Origin of the sequence: Cedecea neteri (assembly GCF_000757825.1) — a bacterium.
GTDB classification, from domain to species: domain Bacteria; phylum Pseudomonadota; class Gammaproteobacteria; order Enterobacterales; family Enterobacteriaceae; genus Cedecea; species Cedecea selenatireducens.
This window is the reverse complement of the sequence record NZ_CP009451.1, coordinates 61,867-86,834: the sequence shown is the minus strand read 5'-3', so window position 1 is coordinate 86,834 and position 24,968 is coordinate 61,867. Positions and strand designations below refer to the sequence as shown.

The 24,968-nt window shown below is 56.3% G+C and carries 23 protein-coding genes; 9 read left to right on the top strand and 14 right to left on the bottom strand.

Going from position 1 to position 24,968, the window contains the following annotated elements; all coding sequences use genetic code 11:
• Nucleotides 1-115: 115 nt before the first annotated feature.
• Entirely contained in the window at nt 116-1,030 is a 915-nt protein-coding gene (feaR, locus tag JT31_RS00395) for a transcriptional regulator FeaR (protein WP_038472065.1), read from the top strand.
• Nucleotides 1,031-1,140: 110 nt separating this feature from the next.
• On the opposite strand, the gene JT31_RS00390 is transcribed toward feaR, so the two are convergent.
• The 3 genes from JT31_RS00390 to JT31_RS00380 are packed head-to-tail and all read right to left on the bottom strand — an operon-like array spanning nt 1,141 to nt 4,312.
• Nucleotides 1,141-1,464, bottom strand: a complete 324-nt coding sequence (locus JT31_RS00390; protein ID WP_038472062.1) for a YdbL family protein — start codon at nt 1,462-1,464, stop codon at nt 1,141-1,143.
• 14 nt (nt 1,465-1,478) lie between these two features.
• Nucleotides 1,479-1,670, bottom strand: a complete 192-nt coding sequence (locus JT31_RS00385; protein WP_038472059.1) for a YnbE family lipoprotein — start codon at nt 1,668-1,670, stop codon at nt 1,479-1,481.
• Nucleotides 1,667-4,312 (bottom strand): YdbH family protein, encoded by a 2,646-nt coding sequence (locus tag JT31_RS00380; protein ID WP_038472057.1) that lies wholly within the window; start codon nt 4,310-4,312, stop codon nt 1,667-1,669. The genes JT31_RS00385 and JT31_RS00380 overlap by 4 nt, the downstream gene beginning before the upstream one ends.
• Nucleotides 4,313-4,524: 212 nt before the next feature.
• Here JT31_RS00380 and JT31_RS00375 point away from each other — a divergent pair, with 212 nt between their 5' ends.
• Nucleotides 4,525-5,514, top strand: a complete 990-nt coding sequence (locus JT31_RS00375) for a 2-hydroxyacid dehydrogenase (protein ID WP_038472054.1) — start codon at nt 4,525-4,527, stop codon at nt 5,512-5,514.
• Between the two features lie 121 nt (nt 5,515-5,635).
• Entirely contained in the window at nt 5,636-6,067 is a 432-nt protein-coding gene (gene hslJ / locus JT31_RS00370) for a heat shock protein HslJ (protein WP_038472052.1), read from the top strand.
• On the opposite strand, the gene JT31_RS00365 is transcribed toward hslJ, so the two are convergent.
• A complete protein-coding gene (locus tag JT31_RS00365; protein WP_038472049.1) occupies nt 6,068-6,334 on the bottom strand; it encodes a DUF333 domain-containing protein in 267 nt (88 codons plus the stop codon).
• Nucleotides 6,335-6,487: 153 nt separating this feature from the next.
• On the bottom strand, nt 6,488-6,829 hold the full coding sequence (locus tag JT31_RS00360; protein WP_235212906.1) for a cupin domain-containing protein: 342 nt from the start codon (nt 6,827-6,829) through the stop codon (nt 6,488-6,490).
• 212 nt (nt 6,830-7,041) lie between these two features.
• Here JT31_RS00360 and nifJ point away from each other — a divergent pair, with 212 nt between their 5' ends.
• Nucleotides 7,042-10,569 (top strand): pyruvate:ferredoxin (flavodoxin) oxidoreductase, encoded by a 3,528-nt coding sequence (nifJ, locus tag JT31_RS00355; protein ID WP_038472046.1) that lies wholly within the window; start codon nt 7,042-7,044, stop codon nt 10,567-10,569.
• 143 nt (nt 10,570-10,712) lie between these two features.
• On the opposite strand, the gene dbpA is transcribed toward nifJ, so the two are convergent.
• A complete protein-coding gene (gene dbpA, locus JT31_RS00350; RefSeq protein WP_038482566.1) occupies nt 10,713-12,086 on the bottom strand; it encodes an ATP-dependent RNA helicase DbpA in 1,374 nt (457 codons plus the stop codon).
• 284 nt (nt 12,087-12,370) lie between these two features.
• Here dbpA and JT31_RS00345 point away from each other — a divergent pair, with 284 nt between their 5' ends.
• On the top strand, nt 12,371-12,790 hold the full coding sequence (locus JT31_RS00345; RefSeq protein WP_038472043.1) for a DUF2000 family protein: 420 nt from the start codon (nt 12,371-12,373) through the stop codon (nt 12,788-12,790).
• 263 nt (nt 12,791-13,053) lie between these two features.
• On the opposite strand, the gene umuC is transcribed toward JT31_RS00345, so the two are convergent.
• The gene (umuC, locus tag JT31_RS00340) at nt 13,054-14,325 is read right to left on the bottom strand and encodes a translesion error-prone DNA polymerase V subunit UmuC (protein ID WP_038472040.1); all 1,272 of its coding nucleotides are present in this window, start codon (nt 14,323-14,325) and stop codon (nt 13,054-13,056) included.
• 2 nt (nt 14,326-14,327) lie between these two features.
• Nucleotides 14,328-14,747 carry a translesion error-prone DNA polymerase V autoproteolytic subunit gene (gene umuD, locus JT31_RS00335; protein ID WP_038482564.1) on the bottom strand — a complete coding sequence of 140 codons (420 nt, stop codon included), beginning with the start codon at nt 14,745-14,747 and terminating at the stop codon, nt 14,328-14,330.
• Nucleotides 14,748-14,958: 211 nt separating this feature from the next.
• Between umuD and JT31_RS00330 the strand changes: the two genes are divergently transcribed.
• Both JT31_RS00330 and JT31_RS00325 read left to right on the top strand, forming a co-directional pair.
• Entirely contained in the window at nt 14,959-16,995 is a 2,037-nt protein-coding gene (locus tag JT31_RS00330) for a prolyl oligopeptidase family serine peptidase (protein WP_038472037.1), read from the top strand.
• A 134-nt stretch (nt 16,996-17,129) separates the two neighbouring features.
• Nucleotides 17,130-17,528 (top strand): ACT domain-containing protein, encoded by a 399-nt coding sequence (locus JT31_RS00325; protein ID WP_038472034.1) that lies wholly within the window; start codon nt 17,130-17,132, stop codon nt 17,526-17,528.
• A 49-nt stretch (nt 17,529-17,577) separates the two neighbouring features.
• Here JT31_RS00325 and JT31_RS00320 read toward each other — a convergent pair whose 3' ends face one another.
• Nucleotides 17,578-18,414: an alpha/beta fold hydrolase gene (locus JT31_RS00320; RefSeq protein ID WP_038472031.1), complete on the bottom strand. Its 837-nt coding sequence runs from the start codon at nt 18,412-18,414 to the stop codon at nt 17,578-17,580.
• A gap of 160 nt (nt 18,415-18,574) precedes the next feature.
• On the opposite strand from JT31_RS00320, the gene ttcA reads away from it, so the two are divergent.
• Nucleotides 18,575-19,495, top strand: a complete 921-nt coding sequence (ttcA, locus tag JT31_RS00315) for a tRNA 2-thiocytidine(32) synthetase TtcA (RefSeq protein ID WP_038482561.1) — start codon at nt 18,575-18,577, stop codon at nt 19,493-19,495.
• A 34-nt stretch (nt 19,496-19,529) separates the two neighbouring features.
• Here ttcA and JT31_RS23925 read toward each other — a convergent pair whose 3' ends face one another.
• The 4 genes from JT31_RS23925 to JT31_RS00300 all read right to left on the bottom strand — a co-directional run bounded on the left by JT31_RS23925 (nt 19,530) and on the right by JT31_RS00300 (nt 23,059).
• Entirely contained in the window at nt 19,530-19,682 is a 153-nt protein-coding gene (locus JT31_RS23925) for a hypothetical protein (protein WP_167549830.1), read from the bottom strand.
• A 275-nt stretch (nt 19,683-19,957) separates the two neighbouring features.
• Nucleotides 19,958-20,941, bottom strand: coding sequence for a zinc transporter ZntB (gene zntB / locus JT31_RS00310; protein ID WP_038472028.1), 984 nt, complete (start codon nt 20,939-20,941; stop codon nt 19,958-19,960).
• 159 nt (nt 20,942-21,100) lie between these two features.
• A complete protein-coding gene (locus JT31_RS00305; RefSeq protein ID WP_038472024.1) occupies nt 21,101-21,367 on the bottom strand; it encodes a DksA/TraR family C4-type zinc finger protein in 267 nt (88 codons plus the stop codon).
• A 72-nt stretch (nt 21,368-21,439) separates the two neighbouring features.
• Nucleotides 21,440-23,059 carry a peptide ABC transporter substrate-binding protein gene (locus JT31_RS00300; protein WP_038472021.1) on the bottom strand — a complete coding sequence of 540 codons (1,620 nt, stop codon included), beginning with the start codon at nt 23,057-23,059 and terminating at the stop codon, nt 21,440-21,442.
• Between the two features lie 168 nt (nt 23,060-23,227).
• On the opposite strand from JT31_RS00300, the gene mpaA reads away from it, so the two are divergent.
• Nucleotides 23,228-23,935 carry a murein tripeptide amidase MpaA gene (mpaA, locus tag JT31_RS00295; protein WP_038472018.1) on the top strand — a complete coding sequence of 236 codons (708 nt, stop codon included), beginning with the start codon at nt 23,228-23,230 and terminating at the stop codon, nt 23,933-23,935.
• Nucleotides 23,936-23,937: 2 nt separating this feature from the next.
• Here the strand turns inward: mpaA and ycjG are convergent, their stop codons facing one another.
• Nucleotides 23,938-24,903, bottom strand: coding sequence for an L-Ala-D/L-Glu epimerase (ycjG, locus tag JT31_RS00290; RefSeq protein ID WP_038472015.1), 966 nt, complete (start codon nt 24,901-24,903; stop codon nt 23,938-23,940).
• Between the last annotated feature and the right edge of the window lie 65 nt (nt 24,904-24,968).

Sequence of the window (24,968 nt, the reverse complement as noted above, 5' to 3'; positions counted from 1 at the left end):
CGGCTGACATTCGCTTTGTTGGCTGTGACACGCTACACAAATGTTGATGATGATTCTTTTTTTGAATCACGTTTACCTATAGTTATTGGCTTCGGGCGGCGATAAGTGAGGATCTATGGCGGAAAGACAACATAACGAGCGATTCGAAAGATGGCTGGAGAAGGTGAATGTCGCATGTGGTCGTTTCTCGGGCGCGGCGCTTGAGCAAGGGTTTCACGGCAGCCTGAGGGAGCATCTTGCCCATGCTATTAAACTCAGCGTGGTAGAGATTAACCAGGCTCGTTTGCTCAGAACAAGCCGCGAAGTCGCCCAAAGTAACGACGCCTGGTTCTATACCGTCTTCCAGATGGAGGGCGAAGCCGTGATGGAGCAAGGGGAAAACCAGGCCGTGCTCGGCCAGGGAGATATCACGCTTATCGACGCCTCACGCCCCAGCTGTTTTACCTATACCCACGGGGCGAAGCAGGTTTCGCTGTTGCTGCCCCGCCACCTGCTGGAGCAGCACCTGCGTCTGGGGGAAATCCCCTGCGCGCAAAGGCTCCCGGCCGAAATGCCGATGGTTCGCCTCAGCCACGGCCTGCTGCGTGAAAGCATGGGCAGCGACGGCCTGACCGGCGGAGAAAGTGAAGCCACGCTTGAGGCGATTGCCTGTCTGCTTGCTCCGGCGCTGACCCGGCACAGCCTGCCGCATTCAAAGCGCGATCGCCATCTGCAAAAAGTAATGACGCTGATTGACGAACATATTCAGTCGGAAACCCTGCGCCCGGAGTGGATTGCCGCCGAGTCCGGGATGTCGGTAAGAAGCCTCTATCGCCTGTTTGCCGATAAAGGCCTGGTGGTGGCTCAGTACATCAAAAACCGGCGGCTCGATCTCTGCGCCCAGGCGCTACGTACGGCGAGCCACAGCGAGAAGCTGGCAGGCATTGGCTACAGCTGGGGATTTGCCGATCACAGCCATTTTTCAACGGCGTTCAAAGGCAGGTTTGGTGTATCTCCGGGGGAGTATCGCAAGCGCTTTCAGGCGGCCTGAAAGGTAACCCTCACCCCGGCCCTCTCCCAGAGGGGCGAGGGGGAAAATAGACGATGGTGAACATTGTTTATTCCCTCTCCCTTCCAGGGAGAGGGGGAATAGACATAAAGCTATTTCTTCATCCACTGCCCGTTCAGGCCGCGCACGTATTCACCGGCGGGCGCTCTGTCCACCAGTTTTTGCCCCGCCAGCCGCGCGACTTCGTTGATTGAGACATTATTGGTGTCCGCCAGCTGCTGATAATGCCGGGCGCGGCCTTCATTGATGCTTTTCACCAGCGCAAGCGTGTCCGGGTCCTGCTTAATCGGCGCGATATAGCCGCTGAGCGTTTCGCCTACCCGGCCTTGTTCACGAGCTTCGCTCAGGGTGAGCGCCATCGCTGACGCGCTGAAGAACAGGCCGGCCAGCAGCACGCCTTTAATCATTGATTTCATCGCCGTTCCCCTAATCAGAACAAATCGCTACGGTTTTTAAGCAGGCTTTCGACGTCTTTATCCACCTTGATGCGGATCTCGTGTTCTATTTTGACGTTCATATTGATGGTTATCGGCTCTTTGGGCGCGGCCACTTCGATGCGCGGCGTGCACCCCGCCAGCATCAGGGCCATCGATGCCAGCAGCGCGGCGGTAAAGTATTTCATTTGGGTTCCTCACAGGCTTCACCGGGTCGGGCGCAGCGAGCTGTTGGCAGCGCGGCGTTCTCTTCCAGCCAGGTTTGTAAATTATCGCCAAAGCGTAAACTGCGCCACAGGGTAAACAGGTTTTCCTGATGGGTATAGTTGAGATTGACGGTGTTGGTTTTGCCCTCGACGTGGCTAATGCCGGTCACGCTTGAACGCATCCTGACGACGCCGAGGTTATCCAGATCGATTTGGGTCCAGGAGCGTGATATTTCCATATAGCGCAGCCAGTTGATGGCCGCGCCCGCCGCCATGTTGTTGTCGACGATGGCGTCCGCCATGTCTTTATCCATGCGGAAGGTCATCGGCCCCGGGTTGGTCAGCCAGCCGTCTTTGATAATCCACTGCGGATGGTTGAGCCACAGCGGCAGCGCGCCGTTGAAGCGCCCGGACATGCTGAACTGTTTAGGGTTAATCGCCGTTACCAGCTGGCTGGAAGACAGCCCTGTCAGGCGCAAGAGCGCCGCGTCACGCTGCGGCATGCGCAATTGCTGCATTGAAATTTTGCCCCCGAGCACATCCGCACTGACGTTGGTCAGCAGCAGCGGCTGTTGCTCGCTCCACGGATACCAGCCTTCCAGATCGGCGGTAATGTTCTGCGCCGCTATCTGGTTGCGCACTTCGGCGATACGCAACGTCACCGGCCCGCGGGTGCCAAGGTGCCAGGTAGAATCGCTAAAGCGGAACGGCAGCACAAAGTCGACGCCGTTAATCTGGTTGTCGGGCATCCAGACGCTGCCGCTTTTCACCACGCCGTGGCCTCCGGCCTCGAAGCCTTGTTCTGCGGCGGCGGAGAAGGCAACCTGGGCGTACAGATCGCCGCCCTTGAGATCCATTTTCCAGTCAGCCGGCAGCAAAGGCTGGAACACGGTGAGCGTTTGTTTTGGCCACCAGGCATTGCCGCGCAGGCGCTCTCCGTCCCAGCGCCCCACTACGCGCACCGGGCCAATCTTCCCGGCATGCAGATTGCCTTTGAACAGGAAAGAGGTCGGGTTTTGCCCATCTACGCTGAACTTAAGCGTTGAAGGCGGCAAGGTGCTGCCGCCGCTAAAGGTGGTGGCGCCTGCATCAAGCGAGAAGTCGCCGTTAAAGGTCTCTTTTTGTTCGTCACGCTCCCAGCGCAGCGGCTTGTCCAACACCAGGCGAGGTTTGGACATCAGCATCGAGCCGTACTGAAGTTTGTCGAAGCCGGTTGACAGCGAACTCAGCTCGATGGCGCTGTCCCGCCACTCGCCAAGCCCGCGCACGTCCCATTTAGCCTGCATCGGCCTGAAGCTGCCCTTACCCCAGTAACGCCACTGCCACAGCCCGGCGTCCGGCAGGAAGTCGTTCGCCCTGCCGTCAAGGTGAAGCTCAACGGCTCCCATTTCATTATCGTGGGCACGAAGAATAGCCTGCAGCCTGCCGTCCACGCCTTTACTGGAAACGCGTACGCCCGCCAGCGGCCAGCGCACGTCGTCGATGTTCAGGGTTTCAATGAGGCGCCCGCGAGAACGCAGCAGCGCGCCGGGCTGGAACAACAGCGCCGGGTCGGTCAAGGCACCCGTTAGCTGCCCCGGCAGCACTGCGTAAAAAATCAGCCGATCCTGCTTCGCCTCGCCGGTAAGCTGCAGCGGCAAGGCGCTGTCGGTCAGGCTGAGTTTGCCGGGGCCGAAGTTTAACACGGCGTTGCCCTTCCCGGCTGCGCCCTGGGTCAGCACGTTCATGCGCCCGGTAAATACCGCGTTATCCAGCCCGTCCTGCCAGTTTTCAACTTTCAGCGTCAGCCCGCCGCCCAGCGGGAAACCTTCATAAGGCCAGCGCCACTGCCCGGCGTCAATGTCAAAGGCCTTTTCACTCAGACGCCAGGGAATGTTCAGCAGCGGCGCCTCGTCGCCTTGAGATTTTTTGACCGTCAAAGTCCCTGCATTTGTGTGCCAGTTAAGGGCGACGTTCAGCCTGTCCGGCTCCTGCGGAATTTGCAGCTGGGTCGCAACCTGGCCGTCCGTTGGCAGGCCATCTGGCACTAACGGCAGCGTTAAGTCGCCGACCAGCTCAAGCGGAGGAAGCCCTTCAAACGCTCCAACTTTCAGTTCACTGACCCGCAGGTTTTGCCCTTTGAGGGTGGCAGAAAGCGTGAGCAATTTGCCCTGATAATCCAGCCGTTGCTGCCGCGGCGTGAGCGAGAGATGCAGCGCTCCCGCGTATTGCAGCCACGGGGTAACGTTAAGCTGGTCGATAGTCAGCCAGGTGTTCGGCAGCATTTTCTGCCATTCTTCAAGGGTACGCGGCGCGGCAGGCGCAGAGTCCTCCGCCGGGATTTTGCTGATGCAGTCGGGGTTCAGGTTGAGCGCGGCGAGATGCAGCCGCCAGCGGCTCGGATGGCTGAGGGTCGCATCCTTAAGGCTTGCAAGCTCGCACTCCCCGGCAAGATAGCGAAGATCGGGAATCACAATCGCGCCGTTGTGCAGGCGTGGGCTGGCCTCCATGGCGATACGCGTCCCCTGAGGCAGCCAGATACCGGCGAGCGTTGGCAGCCAGTGGGCCACCGTGAGCAGCAGCGACAGCGGCAATAGAATGAGCGCAAGCAGCAGGGCTAGAGCGGGTTTGTATTTACCCTTCATGGGTGGTTAATATCCTGATTCAGCGACAATTTAAGCCGAAATATGTCATTATTCTGGCACGATTCAGGCCGGGCGTGAAGGCAGCGGCTGCATTAAGCATAGTCTGCCCGGAAAGTGAAATAGTCACCTGCCGTTAAAATTTCAGTTTATAAATTGTATGATTATTTTAAGCATGATAATTTTAGAACCAACCCTTTCTGGAGATAAGTCTTATGAAACTTGCGGTTTATAGCACAAAACAGTACGACAAAAAGTATCTGGAGCAGGTTAACCAGGAGTATGGCTTTGATCTTGAATTTTTTGACTTCCTGCTGAGCGAAAAAACGGCCAAAACCGCCAACGGCTGTGACGGCGTGTGCATTTTCGTTAATGATGATGGTAGTCGCCCGGTGCTGGAAGAGCTAAAAAAACATGGCGTTAAGTTTATCGCGCTGCGCTGTGCCGGCTTTAACAACGTAGATTTAGACGCGGCAAAAGAGCTTGGTATGCCGGTTGTTCGCGTGCCTGCCTACTCGCCGGAAGCCGTGGCTGAACACGCTATCGGGATGATGATGTGCCTTAATCGCCGCATCCATCGCGCCTATCAGCGTACCCGCGACGCCAACTTCTCTCTGGAAGGATTAACCGGGTTTACCATGCACGGCAAAACCGCCGGGGTCATCGGCACCGGTAAAATCGGCATTGCCGCGTTGCGTATCCTGAAGGGGTTTGGCCTGCGCCTGCTGGCATTTGATCCGTACCCAAGCGCCGCGGCGCTGGATTTAGGCGTGGAGTATGTCGACCTCGAAACGCTGTTCGCGCAGTCCGATATTATCTCCCTGCACTGCCCGCTGACGCCGGAAAACTATCATCTGCTGAACCAAAGCGCGTTTGATCAAATGAAAGACGGCGTGATGGTGATTAACACCAGCCGCGGTGGACTGATTGATTCCCAGGCCGCGATTGACGCCCTGAAGCATCAGAAAATCGGCGCGCTGGGCATGGACGTGTACGAGAACGAACGCGATCTGTTCTTTGAAGATAAGTCTAACGACGTGATTCAGGACGACGTGTTCCGCCGTCTTTCCGCCTGCCATAACGTGCTGTTTACCGGCCACCAGGCGTTTCTGACGGCTGAAGCGTTGATCAGCATTTCTGAAACTACGCTTGAGAACCTGCGTCAGTTAGAAAAAGGCGAGCCCTGCCCGAACCAAATTAATTGATTTCACACCCTCTTCTCGCAGGAAGAGGGTTTATTTTAAGAATATCCTTACTGATTCATGCGCCACATCCTGCGAAAGTGGCGCCCTTTCATTGATGACACATAAACCTTAGGGAGAAGAGATGAAAAAGTTTGCTTCACTGATGCTGGCAAGCGTTGTTCTGGCGGGCTGTGCCCAACCGGCGGATAAAGGTTCCGTGACTGCACAAGATTTGCAGCACCACCGTTTTGTGCTGGAGAGCGTTGACGGCAAGCCTCTGGTCGTTAAAAACACCAAACGCGCGCCTGAGCTGAGCTTCGGTGAGAACATGCATATTTCTGGCGCGATGTGTAACCGCTTTATGGGCCAGGCTACGCTTGAGAACAATACGCTGAAGGTGAAAGGGCTGGGCATGACTATGATGCTTTGCGTTGAGCCACAGCTTAACGACCTGGATCACCGTATTAATGAGATGCTGACCGCCGGGGCTAACGTTTCTCTGGCAAACCAGCAGCTGGTGTTGAAAAGCGGCCAGCACACGCTGACGTACAAACTGGCCGATCTGGTTAATTAATCAGTAGCTTCCACAGGTGCCAGCGGCAAGCGAGTTCTCGCTACAGCGTTTGCCGTTCGGCATAGCACACATGCCCATCGCACTGCCGTCCAGCTGACGCGCAACGCTCATCGTGCCGCCAATCATCGCACAGTTCGCTTCGCCCTGGCTGGACATCGCCGCCCTGAGGCCGGGGGGTACGTGGGCCGCAGTGGCCTGTTGAGGGGGTTCATTACTGCATGCTGATAATAACAGTGCGGCACAACCGGCTAAAAACGCAGCGCGCATGGCTTCTCTCTCCCGTCTGAATATGCAAAACCTTTGCATAATGGCGCATGGCTCCCGCTGCGTCGAGAGCACAAAGCAATAAAGTGTGTTGTTTTATGTGGCTTAGATCACCTTTCAAACTAAAACATCAGAGTTTTCTGAGCGCCCCGGCGTTCAATGCGGCTCTGCATCGATGAGTAACAGCGTGCCGTGGCTGCCGGGCAGCACGCGATGCACCGCCTCTTTGGGCACCAGATAATAATCCCCGGCTTCGAGCGAGAAGGTTTTGTCGTCCACCACCAGCGTCATCTGCCCTTCAATCACCACCAGTAATTCTTCAAACCCGATATGGGACTCATCGGGAATCCCCTCGCCGCCCATTTTGATCAGCTTGATATTGGCCTGGCCGACCTGCCCAAGCAGCCGTGAACGCCAGACATCCGATAGCGCTCCTGCCAGCGTTGTTAACGATCCTGTAGACATTTTGTCGCCTTCTTCTGAGAAAGCGTTATCCATACCGCATCTTGCCCGCGTTACAAATTCTTAATCACCATAAGATATTCAGGTAACACATTTCACTCACGCGTCACGCCAGGCCTGGATCAATTTGTGCACTCGGAGGCTCAGCAACTTCAAGCAGATAGATGGACGTACTATAATTGGGGGTTATTACGGGACTCAAGGCAGGCAGGCGGGTCCCTTTATTTTGCGCAATGTAAGGGTGTCTTATGATCACTATCGACGGCAACGGTGCAGTCGCCTCCGTGGCGTTTCGTGCCAGCGAAGTAATTGCCATCTATCCTATTACCCCCAGCTCAACGATGGCCGAACAGGCCGATGCCTGGTCCGGCGACGGCAGAAAAAACGTCTGGGGTGATACGCCTCGCGTAGTCGAGATGCAGTCGGAAGCCGGCGCGATCGGGGCGGTGCACGGGGCGCTACAAACCGGCGCGCTTTCCACGTCGTTTACCTCGTCGCAGGGTTTACTGCTGATGATCCCGACGCTGTACAAGCTTGCTGGCCAGCTGACGCCTTTTGTTCTCCACGTTGCCGCGCGTACCGTGGCAACCCACGCGCTGTCCATTTTTGGCGACCACTCGGACGTGATGGCCGTGCGTCAGACCGGCTGTGCGATGCTGTGCGCCAGCAGCGTCCAGGAAGCTCAAGACTTCGCGCTGATTTCGCACATTGCGACCCTGAAAAGCCGCGTGCCGTTTATTCACTTCTTCGACGGCTTCCGCACCTCGCACGAAATTAACAAAATCGTGCCGCTGGCGGATGACACCCTCCGCAGCCTGCTGCCGCAAAAAGAGATCGACGAGCATCGCGCTCGTGCCCTGAACCCGGAACATCCGGTGATTCGCGGGACCTCGGCTAACCCGGATACCTATTTCCAGTCTCGTGAAGCGACCAACCCCTGGCACAACGCGGTTTATGCTCACGTTGAACAGGCGATGAACGACTTTGCTGCGACGACAGGCCGCAGCTACCGTCCGTTCGAATATTACGGCCATCCTGAAGCCGAACGCGTGATTATCGTGATGGGCTCCGCCGTCGGCACCTGCGAAGAGGTCGTGGATGAGCTTCTGACCCGGGGCGAGAAAGTCGGCGTACTGAAGGTTCGCCTGTACCGCCCCTTCTCCGCCGAACATTTGCTGGCGGTTCTGCCGCAAACCGCGCGCCAGGTGGCGGTGCTTGACCGAACCAAAGAGCCAGGCGCCCTCGCTGAACCGCTGTATCTCGACGTGATGACCGCGCTTGCCGAAGCCGTGAGCCGCGGCGACCGTGAAACGCTGCCTCGCGTCATCGGCGGCCGCTATGGGCTGTCGTCTAAAGAGTTCGGCCCGGAATGCGTGCTGGCTATCTTTAACGAGTTGAGCGAAGCCAAACCACGCCCGCGCTTCACCGTCGGAATTTACGACGATGTAACCAACCTTTCGCTGCCGTTACCGGAAAACACCCTGCCTAACCGCGCCAAACTGGAAGCGCTGTTTTATGGTCTGGGCAGCGACGGCAGCGTCTCGGCCACCAAGAACAACATCAAAATTATCGGGAACTCCACGCCGTGGTTTACCCAGGGCTACTTCGTTTATGACTCCAAAAAGGCCGGTGGCCTGACGGTTTCGCATCTGCGCGTCAGCGAACAGCCAATCAACTCTACCTACCTGATTGAGAAAGCCGATTTCGTCGGCTGTCACCAGCTGCAGTTTATCGACAAGTACCAGATGGCCGAGCGCCTGAAGCCCGGCGGTATTTTCCTGCTGAACACGCCTTACGCCGCCGACGAAGTCTGGAGCCGCCTGCCGCAGGAAGTTCAGGCAGTACTCAACCAGAAACAGGCCAGACTGTACGTCATTAACGCGGCGAAAATCGCCCGTGAATGCCATCTGGGCGCCCGCATCAACACCGTGATGCAGATGGCGTTCTTCCACCTGACGCAGATCCTGCCGGGCGACACCGCGCTGGCGGAGCTGCAGGGCGCGATTGCCAAAAGTTACAGCAGCAAAGGGACAGAAATCGTCGAGCGTAACTGGCAGGCGCTGGCGCTGGCTCGTGATTCCCTGGCCGAAGTACCTCTGCTGGCGGTTAACCCGGAAAGCGCGATGCGCCCTCCAGTGGTATCCGACGCCGCCCCTGACTTTGTGAAAACCGTCACCGCCGCCATGCTCGCCGGGCTTGGCGATGCCCTGCCGGTTTCCGCGCTGCCGCCTGACGGCACCTGGCCGATGGGCACTACCCAGTGGGAAAAACGCAACATTGCCGAAGAAATCCCTATCTGGAAGCCGGATATCTGTACCCAGTGCAACCACTGCGTGGCGGCCTGCCCGCACTCGGCTATTCGTGCCAAAGTGGTTCAGCCGGAGGCAATGGATGGCGCCCCGGAAGCCCTGCAGTCTCTGGACGTGAAGTCCCGCGATATGCGCGGCCAGAAATATGTGCTGCAGGTGGCCCCGGAAGACTGCACCGGCTGTAACCTGTGCGTGGAAGTTTGCCCGGCAAAAGACCGTCAGAACCCGGAAATCAAGGCCATCAATATGATGTCCCGCCTTGAGCATGTTGAAGAAGAGAAAGAAAACTATGACTTCTTCCTCGCGCTGCCGGAAATCGATCGTGCCAGCCTGGAGCGCATCGACATTCGTACTTCTCAGCTGTTAACGCCGCTGTTTGAGTACTCTGGCGCCTGCTCCGGCTGCGGTGAAACGCCGTATATTAAAATTCTGACCCAGCTGTTCGGCGACCGTATGCTTATCGCGAACGCTACCGGCTGCTCGTCTATTTACGGCGGTAACCTGCCGTCCACGCCGTACACCACCGACGCCAACGGCCGCGGGCCTGCATGGGCAAACTCGCTGTTTGAGGATAACGCCGAGTTTGGCCTGGGCTTCCGCCTGACGGTGGATCAGCACCGCGCCCGCGTCATGCGCCTGCTGGGGCAGTTTGCCGATAAACTCCCGGCTGAGCTTAACGAGCAGCTTCACGCCGAAGCCACACCGGAAGTTCGCCGCGAACAGGTTGCTGAGCTGCGCAAGCATCTGGCTAACGTAGACGATGCGGATGCTCGTCAGCTGGTCACCGACGCCGACGCGCTGGTGGAGAAATCCATCTGGCTGATTGGCGGCGACGGCTGGGCTTACGACATCGGCTTTGGCGGCCTCGACCACGTGCTGAGCCTGACCGAGAACGTCAATATTCTGGTGCTGGATACGCAGTGTTATTCCAACACCGGGGGCCAGGCCTCTAAGGCTACGCCGCTGGGCGCGGTTACCAAGTTCGGCGAGCACGGCAAGCGCAAGGCGCGTAAAGACCTGGGCGTCAGCATGATGATGTACGGCCACGTGTATGTGGCGCAGATTTCGCTGGGCGCACAGCTTAACCAGACGATGAAGGCGATTCAGGAAGCGGAAGCCTATCCTGGCCCGTCGTTGATCATCGCCTACAGTCCTTGCGAAGAGCACGGTTACGATCTGGCGCTGAGCCATGACCAGATGCGTCAGCTGACCGCCACCGGCTTCTGGCCGCTCTACCGCTTTGACCCGCGCCGTGCGGACGAAGGCAAGCTGCCGCTGGCGCTGGACTCCCGTCCACCGTCCGATGCGCTGGCCGATACGTTGATGAAAGAGCAGCGTTTCCGTCGCCTGAATGCCCAGCAGCCGGAAGTCGCCGAGCAGCTCTGGAAAGACGCTGCGGCAGATTTGCAGAAGCGGTATGATTTCCTGGCACAGCTGGCGGGTAAAGCGGAGAAGGTTAGCGAGTAATCGGGGGGAATGCCCCTCACCCCGGCCCTCTCCCTGGAAGGGAGAGGGGGAAAACATAGATTGGCGTTCTTTTTATCCCCTCTCCCCCGTGGGGAGAGGGGGAATGATGGTGGGGAAACGGTCAGGATGAGGGGAAAATTCGTTTACTTCAGCAGGCGAACCTTCACCGACTTGCCCTTAATCTTCCCTTGTTGCAGCTGCTTCCACGCGTGACGCGCCACGGACTGGCGCACCGCAACGTAAACATGGATTGGGTGGACGTCGATTTTACCGATGTCCGCCCCTTCCAGCCCCATATCCCCGGTTAACGCGCCCAGAATATCGCCCGGACGCATTTTGGCTTTCTTGCCGCCGTCAATGCACAGCGTCGCCATTTCTGCTTCCAGCGGCTTCACGGAGACGCCGGACGGCACCTGCTGCCATTTCAGCGAAAGATTCAGCATCTCTGCCAGCACGCTCGCACGCTGCGCCTCTTCCGGCGCACAGAAGCTAATAGCCAGCCCGCTTTGCCCCGCTCGCGCGGTACGACCAATGCGGTGGACGTGCACTTCCGGATCCCACGACAGCTCGTAGTTAATGACCATTTCCAGAGCTTTAATGTCCAGCCCACGAGCGGCAACGTCGGTCGCCACCAGCACGCGGCTGCTGCCGTTAGCAAAACGCACCAGCGTCTGGTCACGGTCACGCTGTTCCATATCACCATGCAGCGCTAACGCGCTTTGGTGGCGTTCATTCAGCGCATCACAAACGGCCTGGCAATCTTTTTTGGTATTACAAAACACTACGCAGGACGCGGGCTGATGTTTGCTCAGCAGCGCCAGCAGCAGGCCAATCTTGCCGCCGCGCGAAACTTCATAAAACTGCTGCTCTACGGACGGAAGTTCATCGACGGTATCAATTTCGATAGTTTGCGGGTCGCGCTGAACCCGGCCGCTGATCGCAGCAATGGCTGTTGGCCACGTGGCGGAGAAAAGCAGGGTCTGGCGTTTTACCGGCGCGTGGGCGATAACCTCGTCGATAGCGTCGGCAAAGCCCATATCCAGCATACGGTCGGCTTCGTCCAGCACCAGCGTTTGCAGGGCATTCAGCTTCACCGTTTCTTTTTTCAGGTGATCCAGCAGGCGGCCTGGCGTGGCAACGATAATGTGCGGCGCATGCTGCAGCGAGTCGCGCTGTACGCCGAACGGCTGGCCGCCGCACAGGGTCAGGATTTTAATATTTGGCATGTAGCGTGCCAGGCGACGCAGCTCTTTAGCAACCTGGTCGGCCAGCTCACGCGTCGGGCACAGCACCAGCGACTGGGTTAAAAACTGACTGGCATCAATGTGCTGCAGCAGGCCAAGGCCGAAAGCAGCCGTTTTGCCGCTGCCGGTTTTTGCCTGCGCACGGACGTCTTTTCCGGCCAGAATGGCGGGCAAGGCCGCTTCCTGAACGGGCGTCATTTCGTGATACCCCAGTTCGCTAAGGTTGGCGAGTTGTGCTTCAGGTAAAGCGTTCAGTGCGGAAAAAGCGGTCACAATGGTCATCTCTTAATAATAACGGGCAGGCGCGTATGCTAGCAGATTCGCGTGATTCAGGCGTGAGTTTATCAATTTTGCTGCGTTAGCGGGCTAAACAATAATAAACGGCCCCTTTCGATAAGGTGCCGTTTTTCCGTAAGAGAGAATTCCAGCTAGCAGATAAAACGCGGCTTAAAGATTGATCGTAAACAGGAAGCCAGATAAAAAAATGATTACTATGCTTTGGCTTTGCGTCCTAAGCTAAATCAGAGGACGCGCTTAATGGCAGATAAGGAGCCAGAATGTTCGAAGATAATGACTATAAGCTTTATGTCATCGTGAACCGCACCGCCGACGTCAGCGTGCAAATGAATGCCGTGGGCCACCTTTGCGGCGGTATTATGCTCAAAGCGGATGAGCCTAAATTTCATGATTATCCCAACCAGGAAAGCGGCTTCAGTGCTTATATGAACCATTATCCGGTGGTGGTGCTTCAGTCTAAGAACAGCAGCCAGCTGGCGACGGCGCTTGAGAAATGCCGGGAAGAAGGCGTGCTGTATAACTTCTTCACCACCACAATGCTTTCGCACTCTTCCGAACAACAAATCAAAGATACGCTCGAAACGCCCTTCGCCGATCTCGACTTCGTGGGCATTGCGCTCTACGGTGAAACCGAGAAGCTCAAGCCTGTGACCAAAAAGTTTTCGGTCTTTAAAGGCTAAGCCGCCGGGTAATAATGCGGGCACATTGCGTTGTTACCCTGGTCTTTACCCTTCGTCCCCGGCATAGAAATTGATGATGTCATCCTCAAACCAACAACCCACTTTGTAGTACATCGCGCAGCCAATCAGGAAGCTGGCAATCAGTATTAATGCCGTCAAAAATCCTTTCACTTCGTAACACTCTCCAATAACTCAAGCTGTGATATTGACAGACCGGGTAAAAAAAAGTTCCGCAGAGTGACTATCTCACTGCCATGCGAAAATCAGCAAACTCGCGCCACGGGCAGATCAGCATAACGCGTGGTATAGCGCGGCGACAGCATTTCACGCTTCATCGCCCACGGCTGCTGTATTCCCTGCCCGGCAAAATAGAGTGTTCCTTTGCCCTGTTCTTTATTCAGGCGATCCAGAACGGTCATCAGCTTTTCGCCGTTAAGCCGCGGCACGCTGCTGTCGAAGAGATCGAACTGCGCCACGCCCTGGCTGAAGAAATCCCCCAGCATGACGCCCGCTTTCTGGTAGCGATGCCCTTCCTGCCAGATAGCTTCCAGACTCTGCATCGCGGCCTGGATAATATCCCGGCTGTCCTGCGTTGGGATAAGCAACGAAACGGATGAACAGTTGCCGTAATAAGGCTCATTTGTCGCAAACGGGCTGCTCTTCACAAAGGCGGAGATAACCCGGCAATACTGGTGTTCGGCACGCAGCTTTTCCGCCGCTCTGCTTGCATAGCTGCTGACGGCCTGACGCATATCTTCAAACTCGGTAATACGTTCCCCAAACGAGCGACTGCAGATGATTTCCTGCTTAGCAGACGCAAATTCCCCCATTTCAAGGCATGACTCGCCGCGCAGCTCGCGCACCGTTCTTTCCAGCACCACGCTGAAGTGCCGGCGAATAAAACGGATGTCCGCATCGGCAAGCTGCAAAACCGTGTTTATGCCCATGCCTTCGAGCTTTTTCGACATTCGCCGACCCACGCCCCAGACCTCGCCCACGGCAAGCTTTGCCATAAGCCAGCGCTGGTGCTCAGGGCGAGATAAATCCACCACGCCACCGGTCTTTTCCTGCCACGTTTTTGCGGCGTGGTTAGCCAGCTTGGCCAGCGTTTTTGTCGGCGCAATGCCGACCCCCACCGTCAGGCGAGTGCGCTGGAGAATCGCCGCGCGGACAGACAGCCCAAACGCCTTCAGGTTGCAGCAATTGCTGACGCCCGTTAAATCGCAAAATGCTTCGTCAATGGAGTAAACCTCAACCCTGGGCAATAGCTCTTCGAGCACGCCCATCACCCGTTGGCTCATGTCAGCATACAGCTCGTAGTTGCTGCTAAACGTCAGCACGCCCTGCCGTCTGAGCGACTCTTTCTGCTTAAAAAAGGGTTCGCCCATTTTCACAAAGGGCTTGGCTTCGGCGGAGCGCGAGATCACACATCCGTCGTTATTAGACAAAACGACAATCGGCTTTCCCGCGAGATCGGGGCGAAAGGCCGTTTCACACGAGGCGTAAAAGCTGTTCACATCCACCAGCGCAAACATATCTAGCTCGCCGCTTTGATGATAAAAGTGACGACGCCAAAGATATCGAGCGGGACGTCATCGGTCACGGGAATCGGGGACCAGGCGCTGTTCATCGGCAACAGCATCACCGTCGGGCGAAGCTGCAGGCGCTTCACGGTGAAGGCACCGTCAATGGCCGCAATCACAATATCGCCCTGCGACGCCGTTCTTGAGCTGTCAACGATAAGCAAATCTCCTTCGCCGATTCCCCCTTCCACCATCGAGTCCCCCGCCGCCTTCACGAAGTAGGTCGCGCCGGGATTGCGCACCAGCAGCTTATTGAGATCGATACGCTGCTCAACATAGTCCTGAGCCGGTGACGGAAACCCGCACTGCACCAGGTCGCCAAAAAGAGGTAAAGAAGAGTCAGGGCAATGCGCCGCAGGTTTGAGAAGGTTCATGATACCGCCAATGCAAATACTGTTTATATATACAGTATCAGGTAAAAAAGACACTTCAAGCAAGAAAACACGCACTTTTGCTAAGCCATTTGTTTTGCAAACGAAAAAACTCTAGCCCGCAGACAGAATCCATAAAAGCCTTAAGGTGTAATGAAAAAGAGCATAGTGATATGGTCAACAGCAGGCCCGTTACCCAACAAAAGGATGCGTGATGACACAGCCAGAGATTCAGGATTTGCTTAACCAGCTCGAAACCCCGGAAGATGCCGCGGCGCTAAGCTGGGTGGAAAAACAAAACCAGCGCACCACGGACAGGTTCGCCAAAGGAGAACGTTTTCAACAGATGCGGGGCGCCATTCTGCGGTCGCTTGACGATAAAACCAACATTCCCTGGGGAAGCCATTACCGCGAAAAGGTCTATAACTTCTGGCAGGATGACGAGCATCCTCGGGGCATCTGGCGCCGGACGTCTGAAGCCTCTTATCTGACGGCCACGCCGGAATGGGAAACGGTGCTGGATATCGATCGCCTGAATGAAGACGAAGACGCGAACTGGAGCTACCACGGCGCAGATCTGCTTCATCCTGGCTACTCGCGGGCGCTGATCTTTTTATCCAGCGGCGGCGATGCCTGTGAAATACGTGAATTCGATCTGGTGAATAAAACGTTTATTCGCGACGGTTTTTTCCTGCCGGAAAGCAAAAGCTCGGCAAGCTGGGTGGATGAAAATACCCTGCTGCTGGCGCTGGACGCGGGTGACGACACGCTCACCACCTCCGGCTATCCACGCTGCGCTTACCGCTGGGTTCGTGGCACATCGCCGCAGGATGCCGCGCTGATTTACGCTGGCGAAGCTACGGATATGGCCGTTTCAGCCTGGCATGACGATACCCCCGGTTTTGAGCGCGATCTGGTGCACTGCAGCAAAGACTTCTACCGCGGGCAGACCTGGCTATTGACCGGGCAGGACACGCTGACGCTTATCGCCGTCCCGGAGGATGCCTCCTGCGGATTTTTTAAAGACTGGCTGCTGGTCACGCTAACCTCCGACTGGACAATAGCTGAGACAACCTGGCCCGCAGGTGCCCTGCTGGCTATTGATTTAGCTGATTTTCAGCGAGGTGAGCGCAATTTCATTCCACTCTTCACGCCCAACTCCCGCACCACGCTGCAAGGCTACGGCTCGACCCGTGATTACCTCCTGCTTAACCTGAGCCAGGATGCTGTCGAAAAAGTCGATTTTATAAAAATCGAAAACGGGCAACGCCACTGCGTGAAAACGCTGGAGCTGCCTGATTTTACCAATGTCTCCGCCGGCGGTATTGATGACGAAAGCAATCGCTACCGGCTGGTCAGCCACGGTTTTTTACAGCCGAATAGCCTGAGCTATGGCGATCTGGACAACGATACGCTCGGCCTCGTCAAACAGGATCCGACCTGCTTTGACGCAGCGGAATTTAGCGTGACTCAGCACTTCGCCCTGTCTGAGGACGGCACGCGTATTCCCTACTTCCAGGTCTCAGCCAAAGCGCTAACGCTTTCCGGTGATAACCCAACGCTGCTGTACGGTTACGGCGGGTTTGAGGTCTCTTTAACGCCTCATTACCTCGGTTCGAAAGGCGTGACGTGGCTGCAAAAAGGCGGCGTCTACGTTGTCGCTAATATTCGCGGCGGCGGTGAATATGGCCCGGCGTGGCACCAGGCCGCGCTCAAACAGCACCGCCACCGAGCCTGGGAAGATTTCACTGCCGTCGCAGCCGACCTGGTGGCGCGCAAAATCACCAGCCCCGCCAGGCTTGCGGCCCAGGGCGGCAGCAACGGCGGCCTGCTGATTGGCAATATGCTCACCGACTATCCCACGCTCTTCGGCGCGCTGGTGTGCGAAGTCCCGCTTCTGGATATGCTGAACTACCACAACTGGCTGGCAGGCGCTTCATGGATTGCCGAATATGGCGACCCGGAAGTTGCCGAAGAGCGAGAGTGGCTGCTGCGCTACTCGCCGTTCGACAAGGTGTCCGCCGACGTGGATTATCCCCCCACGCTGTTTACCACCGGCACTCAGGATGACAGAGTCAGCCCGGCGCACGCCCGCAGGATGGTGGCGCGTATGCAGCAGCAAGGGCACGACAATGTCTGGCTGTATGAGGAAACCGATGCGGGCCACGGCAGCGCGCCGGAAAATAGCCAGACGGCGTCTCATCAGGCGATGATAGAAGAGTTTCTCTGGCAGATGCTGAGCGGGAAATAAATAAGCCAGGGCGGTGCATAAAGGGCGCACCGCCTTTTCATTAGATGTACTAATCCATAAGCATATTTTTTAATTTTTATTTATCGTTCAAACGCTATTTAATCCGTCTTCAATCACCTGAAGGAGACCGATACATGTCTGGCGAAAATAACCTTGAAATCCTGCTGAGCAATGCCGCTCCCGAGCTTAATCCCGGGAAATATGTCTTTTGCACTTTAGCCTCACCTTCTGCGGAAATAAAAGATGCCGCCATTGTGACCGTTCGCGAGGCTGAGGGCGTGACGCTGGTTCTGCCGCAGGATCTGGCGGATAAACATGCCGTTAGCTACGACTATGTCGCCAGTTGGGTAACCCTGAAAATTCACTCGTCCCTCGCCGCCGTGGGCCTTACCGCCGCGTTTTCACGCGCGCTGGCAAATAAAGGCATCAGCTGTAACGTGGTGGCAGGTTATTACCACGACCATATTTTCGTGGCTCATAAAGACACCGAATCGGCGATGGCGGCATTATCGTCTTTGTCATCGGCTATATAAGCAGGCAAATAAATAAGGGGGGCCTTTCGCCTCCCCTGACAACAGGCTATTAGCTGCGGATAAATTTCAGGATATCCGCATTGATGGTATCGGCATGCGTGGTATGCATTCCGTGAGGATAGCCGGGATAGATATGCAGCGTGCCGTTGCTGAGCAGCTTGTCCTGCAGAATGGCAGCATTTTTATAAGGCACAATCTGATCGTCATCGCCCTGCAGCACTAAGACGGGAACGGTGATGGCTTTCAGATCGTCGGTCTGATCGGTTTCTGAAAACGCTTTAATACCGTCATAGTGCGCTTTTGCGCTGCCGGTCATGCCCTGCCGCCACCAGTTCCGGATGCTGCCCTCGGCGACTTCTGCCCCCTGGCGGTTAAAGCCGTAGAACGGGCCAGAGGCGACATCAAGGTAAAACTGCGCCCGGTTTGCCGCCAGCGCTTTACGGAAGCCGTCGAAAACGTCGAGCGGCGTTCCGCCCGGATTGTTCGCCGTTTTCACCATCAGCGGCGGAACTGCACTGACTAAAACGGCTTTCGCCACGCGCCCCTGAGGCTGCCCGTATTTGGCCACATAGCGAGCTACCTGCCCACCGCCGGTTGAGTGCCCCACGTGCACGGCATTTTTCAGATCCAGATGTTCCGCTACCGCCGAGGCATCCGCAGCATAATGATCCATATCATGCCCTTCACTGACCTGGTCTGAACGGCCGTGCCCGCGACGGTCGAACGCGATAACCCGGAAGCCTTCGCCTAAGAAAAACAGCATCTGGTTATCCCAGTCATCGGCGCTTAACGGCCAACCGTGATGAAAAACAATCGGCTGAGCCTCTTTCGGCCCCCAGTCTTTATAGAAGATGTTGACGCCATCTTTCGTCTTTACGAAGGTCATAAACCTCACTCCTCGTCGCTATGAATTGCGTTTAACCCAGTAAAGCATAGTCGATGGGTGTGGCATGTCCGTAAATCCTGCTGGCATTCGCCGCCGCAATCCGTACCATACACGCCAGCATGACACGCTGTGCGTGTTGGATTCAGAGCCCGAGACTTTCATGACCACTCAAAAAGAACAGTACAACCTGAACAAGTTACAGAAACGCCTGCGTCGCAACGTGGGTGAAGCAATTGCCGATTACAACATGATTGAAGACGGCGACCGCATTATGGTTTGCCTTTCCGGCGGCAAAGACAGCTACACCATGCTGGAGATTCTGCGCAACCTTCAGCAGAGCGCGCCAATCAGCTTTAGCCTCGTGGCGGTCAACCTCGACCAGAAACAGCCGGGCTTCCCTGAGCATATTCTGCCGGCTTATCTGGACAGCATCGGCGTTGAATACAAGATTGTAGAAGAGAACACCTACGGTATCGTTAAAGAGAAGATCCCGGAAGGCAAAACCACCTGCTCTCTGTGCTCGCGCCTGCGCCGCGGCATTCTGTATCGCACCGCGACCGAATTGGGCTGTACCAAAATCGCGCTGGGCCACCATCGCGACGATATTCTGCAGACGCTGTTCCTGAATATGTTCTATGGCGGCAAGATGAAGGGTATGCCACCGAAGCTGATGAGCGACGACGGCAAACACATCGTTATTCGCCCGCTGGCCTACTGCCGCGAGAAAGACATTGAGCGTTTTGCGATTGCCCGCGAATATCCGATTATTCCGTGTAACCTGTGCGGCTCGCAGCCAAACCTGCAGCGCCAGGTGATTGCCGATATGCTGCGCGACTGGGATAAACGCTATCCGGGGCGCATCGAAACCATGTTTACGGCGATGCAGAACGTGGTGCCGTCACACATGTGCGATACCGAACTGTTTGATTTCGCCAATATTACTCACGGTTCAGAAGTCGTGAACGGCGGCGATCTGGCGTTCGATCGTGAAGACATTCCGATGCAGCCGGTTGGCTGGCAGCCGGAAGAAGACGGCGCGGACGCCGCTCTGCAGCGTCTGGATATTCTGGAAATCAAATAATCTTACTTCCCTCTCCGCCCGGAGAGGGAAAACTTCAGTGATGCGCCGGTGGGTCGATGATTGGCCTCGGGTCCGGGTCGGTCGGCGGGTCTGGAATGGGCTGCGGTTTAGGGATCGGGTCAGGTACCGGCACGGGTTCGGTGGGAAAAGCCGGGTCGCTCATCATCAGGCTGTTGCGATACAGCATCGTCATCTCCTGCGTGGGTGAATTCGCCCTTTAAAGCGTAGTCCACAAATGACGGACAAAAAAAAGCCGACTCTTAAAGTCGGCATTGTACGAATCAATTGTGCTATGCAGTAATTCTAAAAAAAGGAAGTAAGACAATATGGAGCGCAACGCCCATCGCTTGACGTTGCATTCACCTGCGAGAGAGAGTTTGCCCCTATGCGGCATTTGGTTTCTTGATTTTGCTCAAGAACAGCGCCGTTTTCAGCGGTTGATCCCATTAAAATGATGCGATTTTACAGCCATCTACTGCGATGTAACCACCAGGCAACACCGCCGATCAAAACCACCAACATAATGCAGAACAGCGCAAAGCCAAACGCCCAGCCGCCCCCGGGAATGCCCCCAAGGTTAACGCCAAACAGCCCGGTTAAAAACGTGCTGGGTAAAAATACCATGGCCATCAGCGACATGGTGTAAGTCCGGCGGTTTAAGGATTCTTGCATCACCTGGGAGATCTCATCGGTCATCACACCCGTGCGGGCGATGCAGGAGTCGATTTCGTCCAGCCCCCTGCCCAGCCTGTCGGCAATGTCCTGCATACGGCGGCGCTGATCGTCGTTCATCCAGCTAAGCCGCTCGCTGGACAGTCGCGCGTAAACATCCCGCTGCGGAGACATGTAGCGACGCATTACGATCAGTTGCTTACGCAGCAGCGCCAGCGCGCCGCGAGGCGGAACCTGCTGGTCGAGCAAATTGTCTTCCAGGTCGATGATTTTGTCGTGCATTTGCTCGATAAATTCACTGGCGTGATCGGTGAGCGCATCACAGGCATCCACCAGCCAGCTGCCGCAGTCGGTCGGGCCGGTGCCTTCATTCAGATCGTTAACCACATCGTCCAGCGCCAGCACCTGCCGCCTGCGGGTTGAAACAATGAGCCGTTCATCGATGTAAAGCCGCACGGCCACCAATTGGTCCGGACGTTCGTCGCTACTGCCGTTGATGCAGCGCAGGGTAATCAGCGTGCCGTCACCGACACGAGAAACGCGTGGACGCATGCTCTCACCGGCTAATGCGTCTCTGACATAGTTGGGCAACAGCGGCGTGTTTGCCAGCCAGTCCGCGCTGTCGGCGTTGGTGTAATTGAGATGCAGCCAGCAGGGATGCTCGCTGTCGATGATTTCGTTGCTGTCGATGGGCTTTACGCCGCCCTTCCCGTCCAGTTGCCAGGCAAATACCGCGTCCGGCACGTGCAGCTCGCTGCCTTTAATTACATCCACTGCGCAATCCTCAAGCTGAGTCAGTTCTTTCTGTCAGTCTAGCCATCTCTGATACGAAGGCAACCGCAAGAAGTTATCAAACGCGCTGAAATTGCAGAGAAAAGCGTAAATAAACCTTAATGGCAGGCGAAAAAAAACCGGGCTATTGCCCGGTTTTTGCTAACGTAGCTGGCTGTCTTTCGAGCCGCGGCGGTTATAACCTGAGAACGTGGCCCGGTGCACATCCTCCGCCTGCTGGCAGCGGATGCACAGCCGCACACCCTGAATCGCCCTGCGCCGCGCGTCTGGAATGCGTTCCCCGCACTCCTCGCAGTACAACAAACTTTCGCCTTTCGGCAACTCACTGCGCGCTCTGGCAACGGCGTCGTCCACGGTGCTGTCGATTTGCTCCTGAACGGCGTCGTCATTGGCCCAACCTGATGCCATTTAGTCACCTCCGCAATCGCTATGTCTGAGGTGACTATAATAACACTTTTACCGCACAAATTTTAGCCAGCACTAATGCTTGATAATGTACATCGTCCGGCTGTAAGCCACGTCTTCCGGGTTGTTAATCGGGTAACCTTTCAGCCAGGGTTTAATCAGGCGACCATTGGTGTACTGGTAGATAGGCGCAATAGGCGCTTTTTCCTGAATGATTTTTTCCGCTGCGTTGTAATCCGTATTGCGCGCTTTATCGGTGGTTTCCAGCGCCGCCTGGGACAGCAGCTTGTCGTATGCCGGGGAGTTAAAGCGTGAAATATTGCCGCTGTGGGTCGAGGTTAACAGCGACAGGAAGGTCGAAGGTTCATTGTAGTCCCCCACCCATGAGGCACGAATCACGTCGAAGTTACCGGTATTGCGGCTATCGATGTACGTTTTCCATTCCTGGTTTTGCAGCTTCACGTCAACGCCCAGATTTTTCTTCCACATTGAGGCAACGGCAATCGCTATTTTCTGGTGGTTTTCGGACGTGTTGTACAGCAGGGTCAGCTTCAACGGTTTGGCATCGCCGTAGCCTGCGGCCCGCAGCAGCATTTTCGCCTGAGCGTTAAGCTCCTGTTGGCTCATCTCTTCAAACGATGAAGAGTCCGGCTCGAAGCCAGCGGTGACGTCAGGCGTAAAACGCCAGGCCGGTTTTTCTCCCGTGCCCAGAACTTTGTCTGCCATAAGGCGGCGATCGATAGTCATGCTTAATGCAAGGCGCACTCGTGGGTCCGCTGTCGGCCCTTTTTGCGTATTAAACGCGTAATAATAGGTGCCAAGCTGCGGCGGCGTGTAGACCTGCCCCGGAATGTCTTTCAGCAGCTTCTGATAGAGGTTTTTCGGGAAAGACTCGGTGATGTCGATATCGCCGGCCAGATAACGCTTGGTTGCCGCCGACTCCTGGTTAATAGGAATAAAGGTCACTTTGGTCAGCACCGTTTTCCCGTTATCCCAATAATTTTTATTCGGCACCACAACCAGCTTCTCGTTCACCACGCGGTCCTGCAGCGTAAATGCGCCGTTGCCCACGAGGTTGCCGGGTTTCGTCCACTCATTACCTAATTTTTCAACGACCGCTTTAGGCGTTGGATAGAAGGCAAAGTTTGCCGCCAGGCCTGGGAAGAACGGCACGGGTTTATCAAGCTGAACGCGCAATGTTTTGGCATCCACGGCCGTTACGCCGAGCTTATCGGCAGGCATTTTTCCGTCGATAATGGCCTGGGCGTTGGTGATACCCGCGAGCGCGGCGAACCAGGCAAAGGAAGAGGTATTTTTCGGGTCAACCAGGCGCTGCCAGCTGTAAACAAAGTCCTGCGCCGTGACCGGTGAGCCGTCGGACCAGCGGGCGTTATCCCGCAATGTAAACGTCCAGACGCGATTGTCGTTGCTTTGCCATTTGGTCGCCACGCCAGGGACCAGCTCGCCTTTTTCGTTTTGGTTAACCAGCCCTTCAAAAAGATCGCGAATAACCTGAATTTCCGGCAGGCCGACCGCTTTGATCGGGTCCAGACTCGCGGGCTCGTCTTTAATATGTCTGACCAACTCCTGACTGCTTGCAAGCTTTGTCCCTGCAGGCACATCCGCCGCCCAGGCGCTTTGCAGCATGGCGGCAACGGCCAACGCACAACAGCTAAAACTGAGGCTTTTTTTCATCGCTTTCCTTCCGTGTTTTTGCATTCAGGAGATTTGTGTAAGTTACTGTAGCGTAATTTATTCTTTTGATTCCAGGAAAAAGCTCACATCTGCGGATTAAGGTGAGTTTTCCCTAAAAGATTGCTATTAATGACGTTCATAGCCGTCTTATTCAGTGAGAGGAACATCATGCCTGTGACCCGCCCTCGCCCCCAGCGCGGCCATTTGCCGCCGGGCTGTGAACGCTACGGAAAATCAGCATTAGGCGCGCCGCTGCTCTATTTTCCGGCAATAAAAACGGAAGAGCGCAGCGGGCTAATCATTGCCGGCACACACGGCGATGAGAACGCCGCGATGGTGGCGCTTTCCTGCGCTTTAAGGACGCTCGAACCGCAGTTCAGGCGGCATCATGTGGTGCTGGCGGTGAATCCGGACGGCTGCCAGCTTGGCCTGCGTGCAAATGCGCACGGCGTCGACCTGAACCGCAACTTCCCGGCCGCCAACTGGAAAGCGGGTGACACGGTTTACCGCTGGAACAGCAGCGCGGATAAACGTGACGTGGTGTTGTCTACCGGCCAGACGCCGGGATCTGAACCAGAAACTACCGCGCTGTGCCAGCTTATCCATCAGCTGCAGCCCGCGTGGGTTGTCTCTTTTCACGATCCGCTGGGCTGCATTGAAGATCCCCACAGTTCAGCCCTGGGGCACTGGCTGGCCGAGGCGTTTGCGCTCCCGCTGGTGACCACCGTCGGGTATGAAACGCCGGGGTCGTTCGGCAGCTGGTGCGCCGACCTGGGCCTGCCCTGTATCACGGCTGAATTTCCGCCGATCTCAGCGGATGAAGCCAGCGAGCGCTACCTGCGCGCAATGACCGATCTTTTGCACTGGCACAGGTAAGCTCAAGGGTAGAGTTTTCCGGTTTCAAAATGCAGCGATGGCTCCACGTCTACGGCAAGCCAGGTGGGGCCATCCAGATCGGCAAAACGTACTCTGGCCGCCAGCGGTAACGCGGCAGCAATCGCCCGTGACGTGCAAAGCATACAGCCGAGCATGACGTCAAATCCCTGTTCCCGCGCGGCCTTAGCCAGCAGCAACGCCTCCGTCAGGCCGCCGGTTTTATCGAGCTTAACGTTCACCATTTCGTAACGCCCGGCAAGCGCAGGCAGGCTGCTACGCGTGTGGCAACTTTCGTCGGCGCAAATCGGTAGCGGGTGGATAAAATTGGCCAGGGCGCCGTCGTCCCCCGCCGGAAGCGGCTGTTCCAGCATCGCCACGTTGAGGTCTGCCAGCAGCTGGCAGCGCGCGGCCAGGCCATCGCTGCGCCAGGACTCGTTGGCATCCACAATCAAAATAGCTTCGGGTACCGCCGCCCTGATGGCAACCATACGCTCGGTAATAAGACGATCGTCAAGTTTGACCTTAAGCAGGCGGGCGCCTTTCTCCCATAACAAAGCAGCAGATGCAGCCATTTGTTCCGGGGCGGCAATCGTGACCGTTTGAGCCGTGGTCACCATTTCAGGTAATTCAACCGAATTCAGGGCTGATACGCTGGTATGTTTCATCCGGGCTTCTAAGTCCCACAGCGCGCTGTCGATTGCATTGCGCGCCGCCCCCGGCGGCAGAGCCTGCTGCAATTCAGCGCGCGTCATACCGCGTTCAAGCAGTGAAAGTACCGTTGTTACCTGAGCCAGAACCGAAGCATCGCTTTCACCATAGCGCGGGTATGGCGTGCATTCGCCGACGCCTTTCACACCGTCCTCTTCCAGCTCAACCACCACGACAACCGCTTCGCTGCGCGTTCCCCTCGATATCACAAATGGCGTATGGAGCGGCCATGCTTCCTGGTAAACTTTCACTGTTCTCATCGTCATCCTCCCCTGGGGTTATCGCCTGAGTATAGCGAGCCCAGGCTTTTACGTGCACTTTCAGT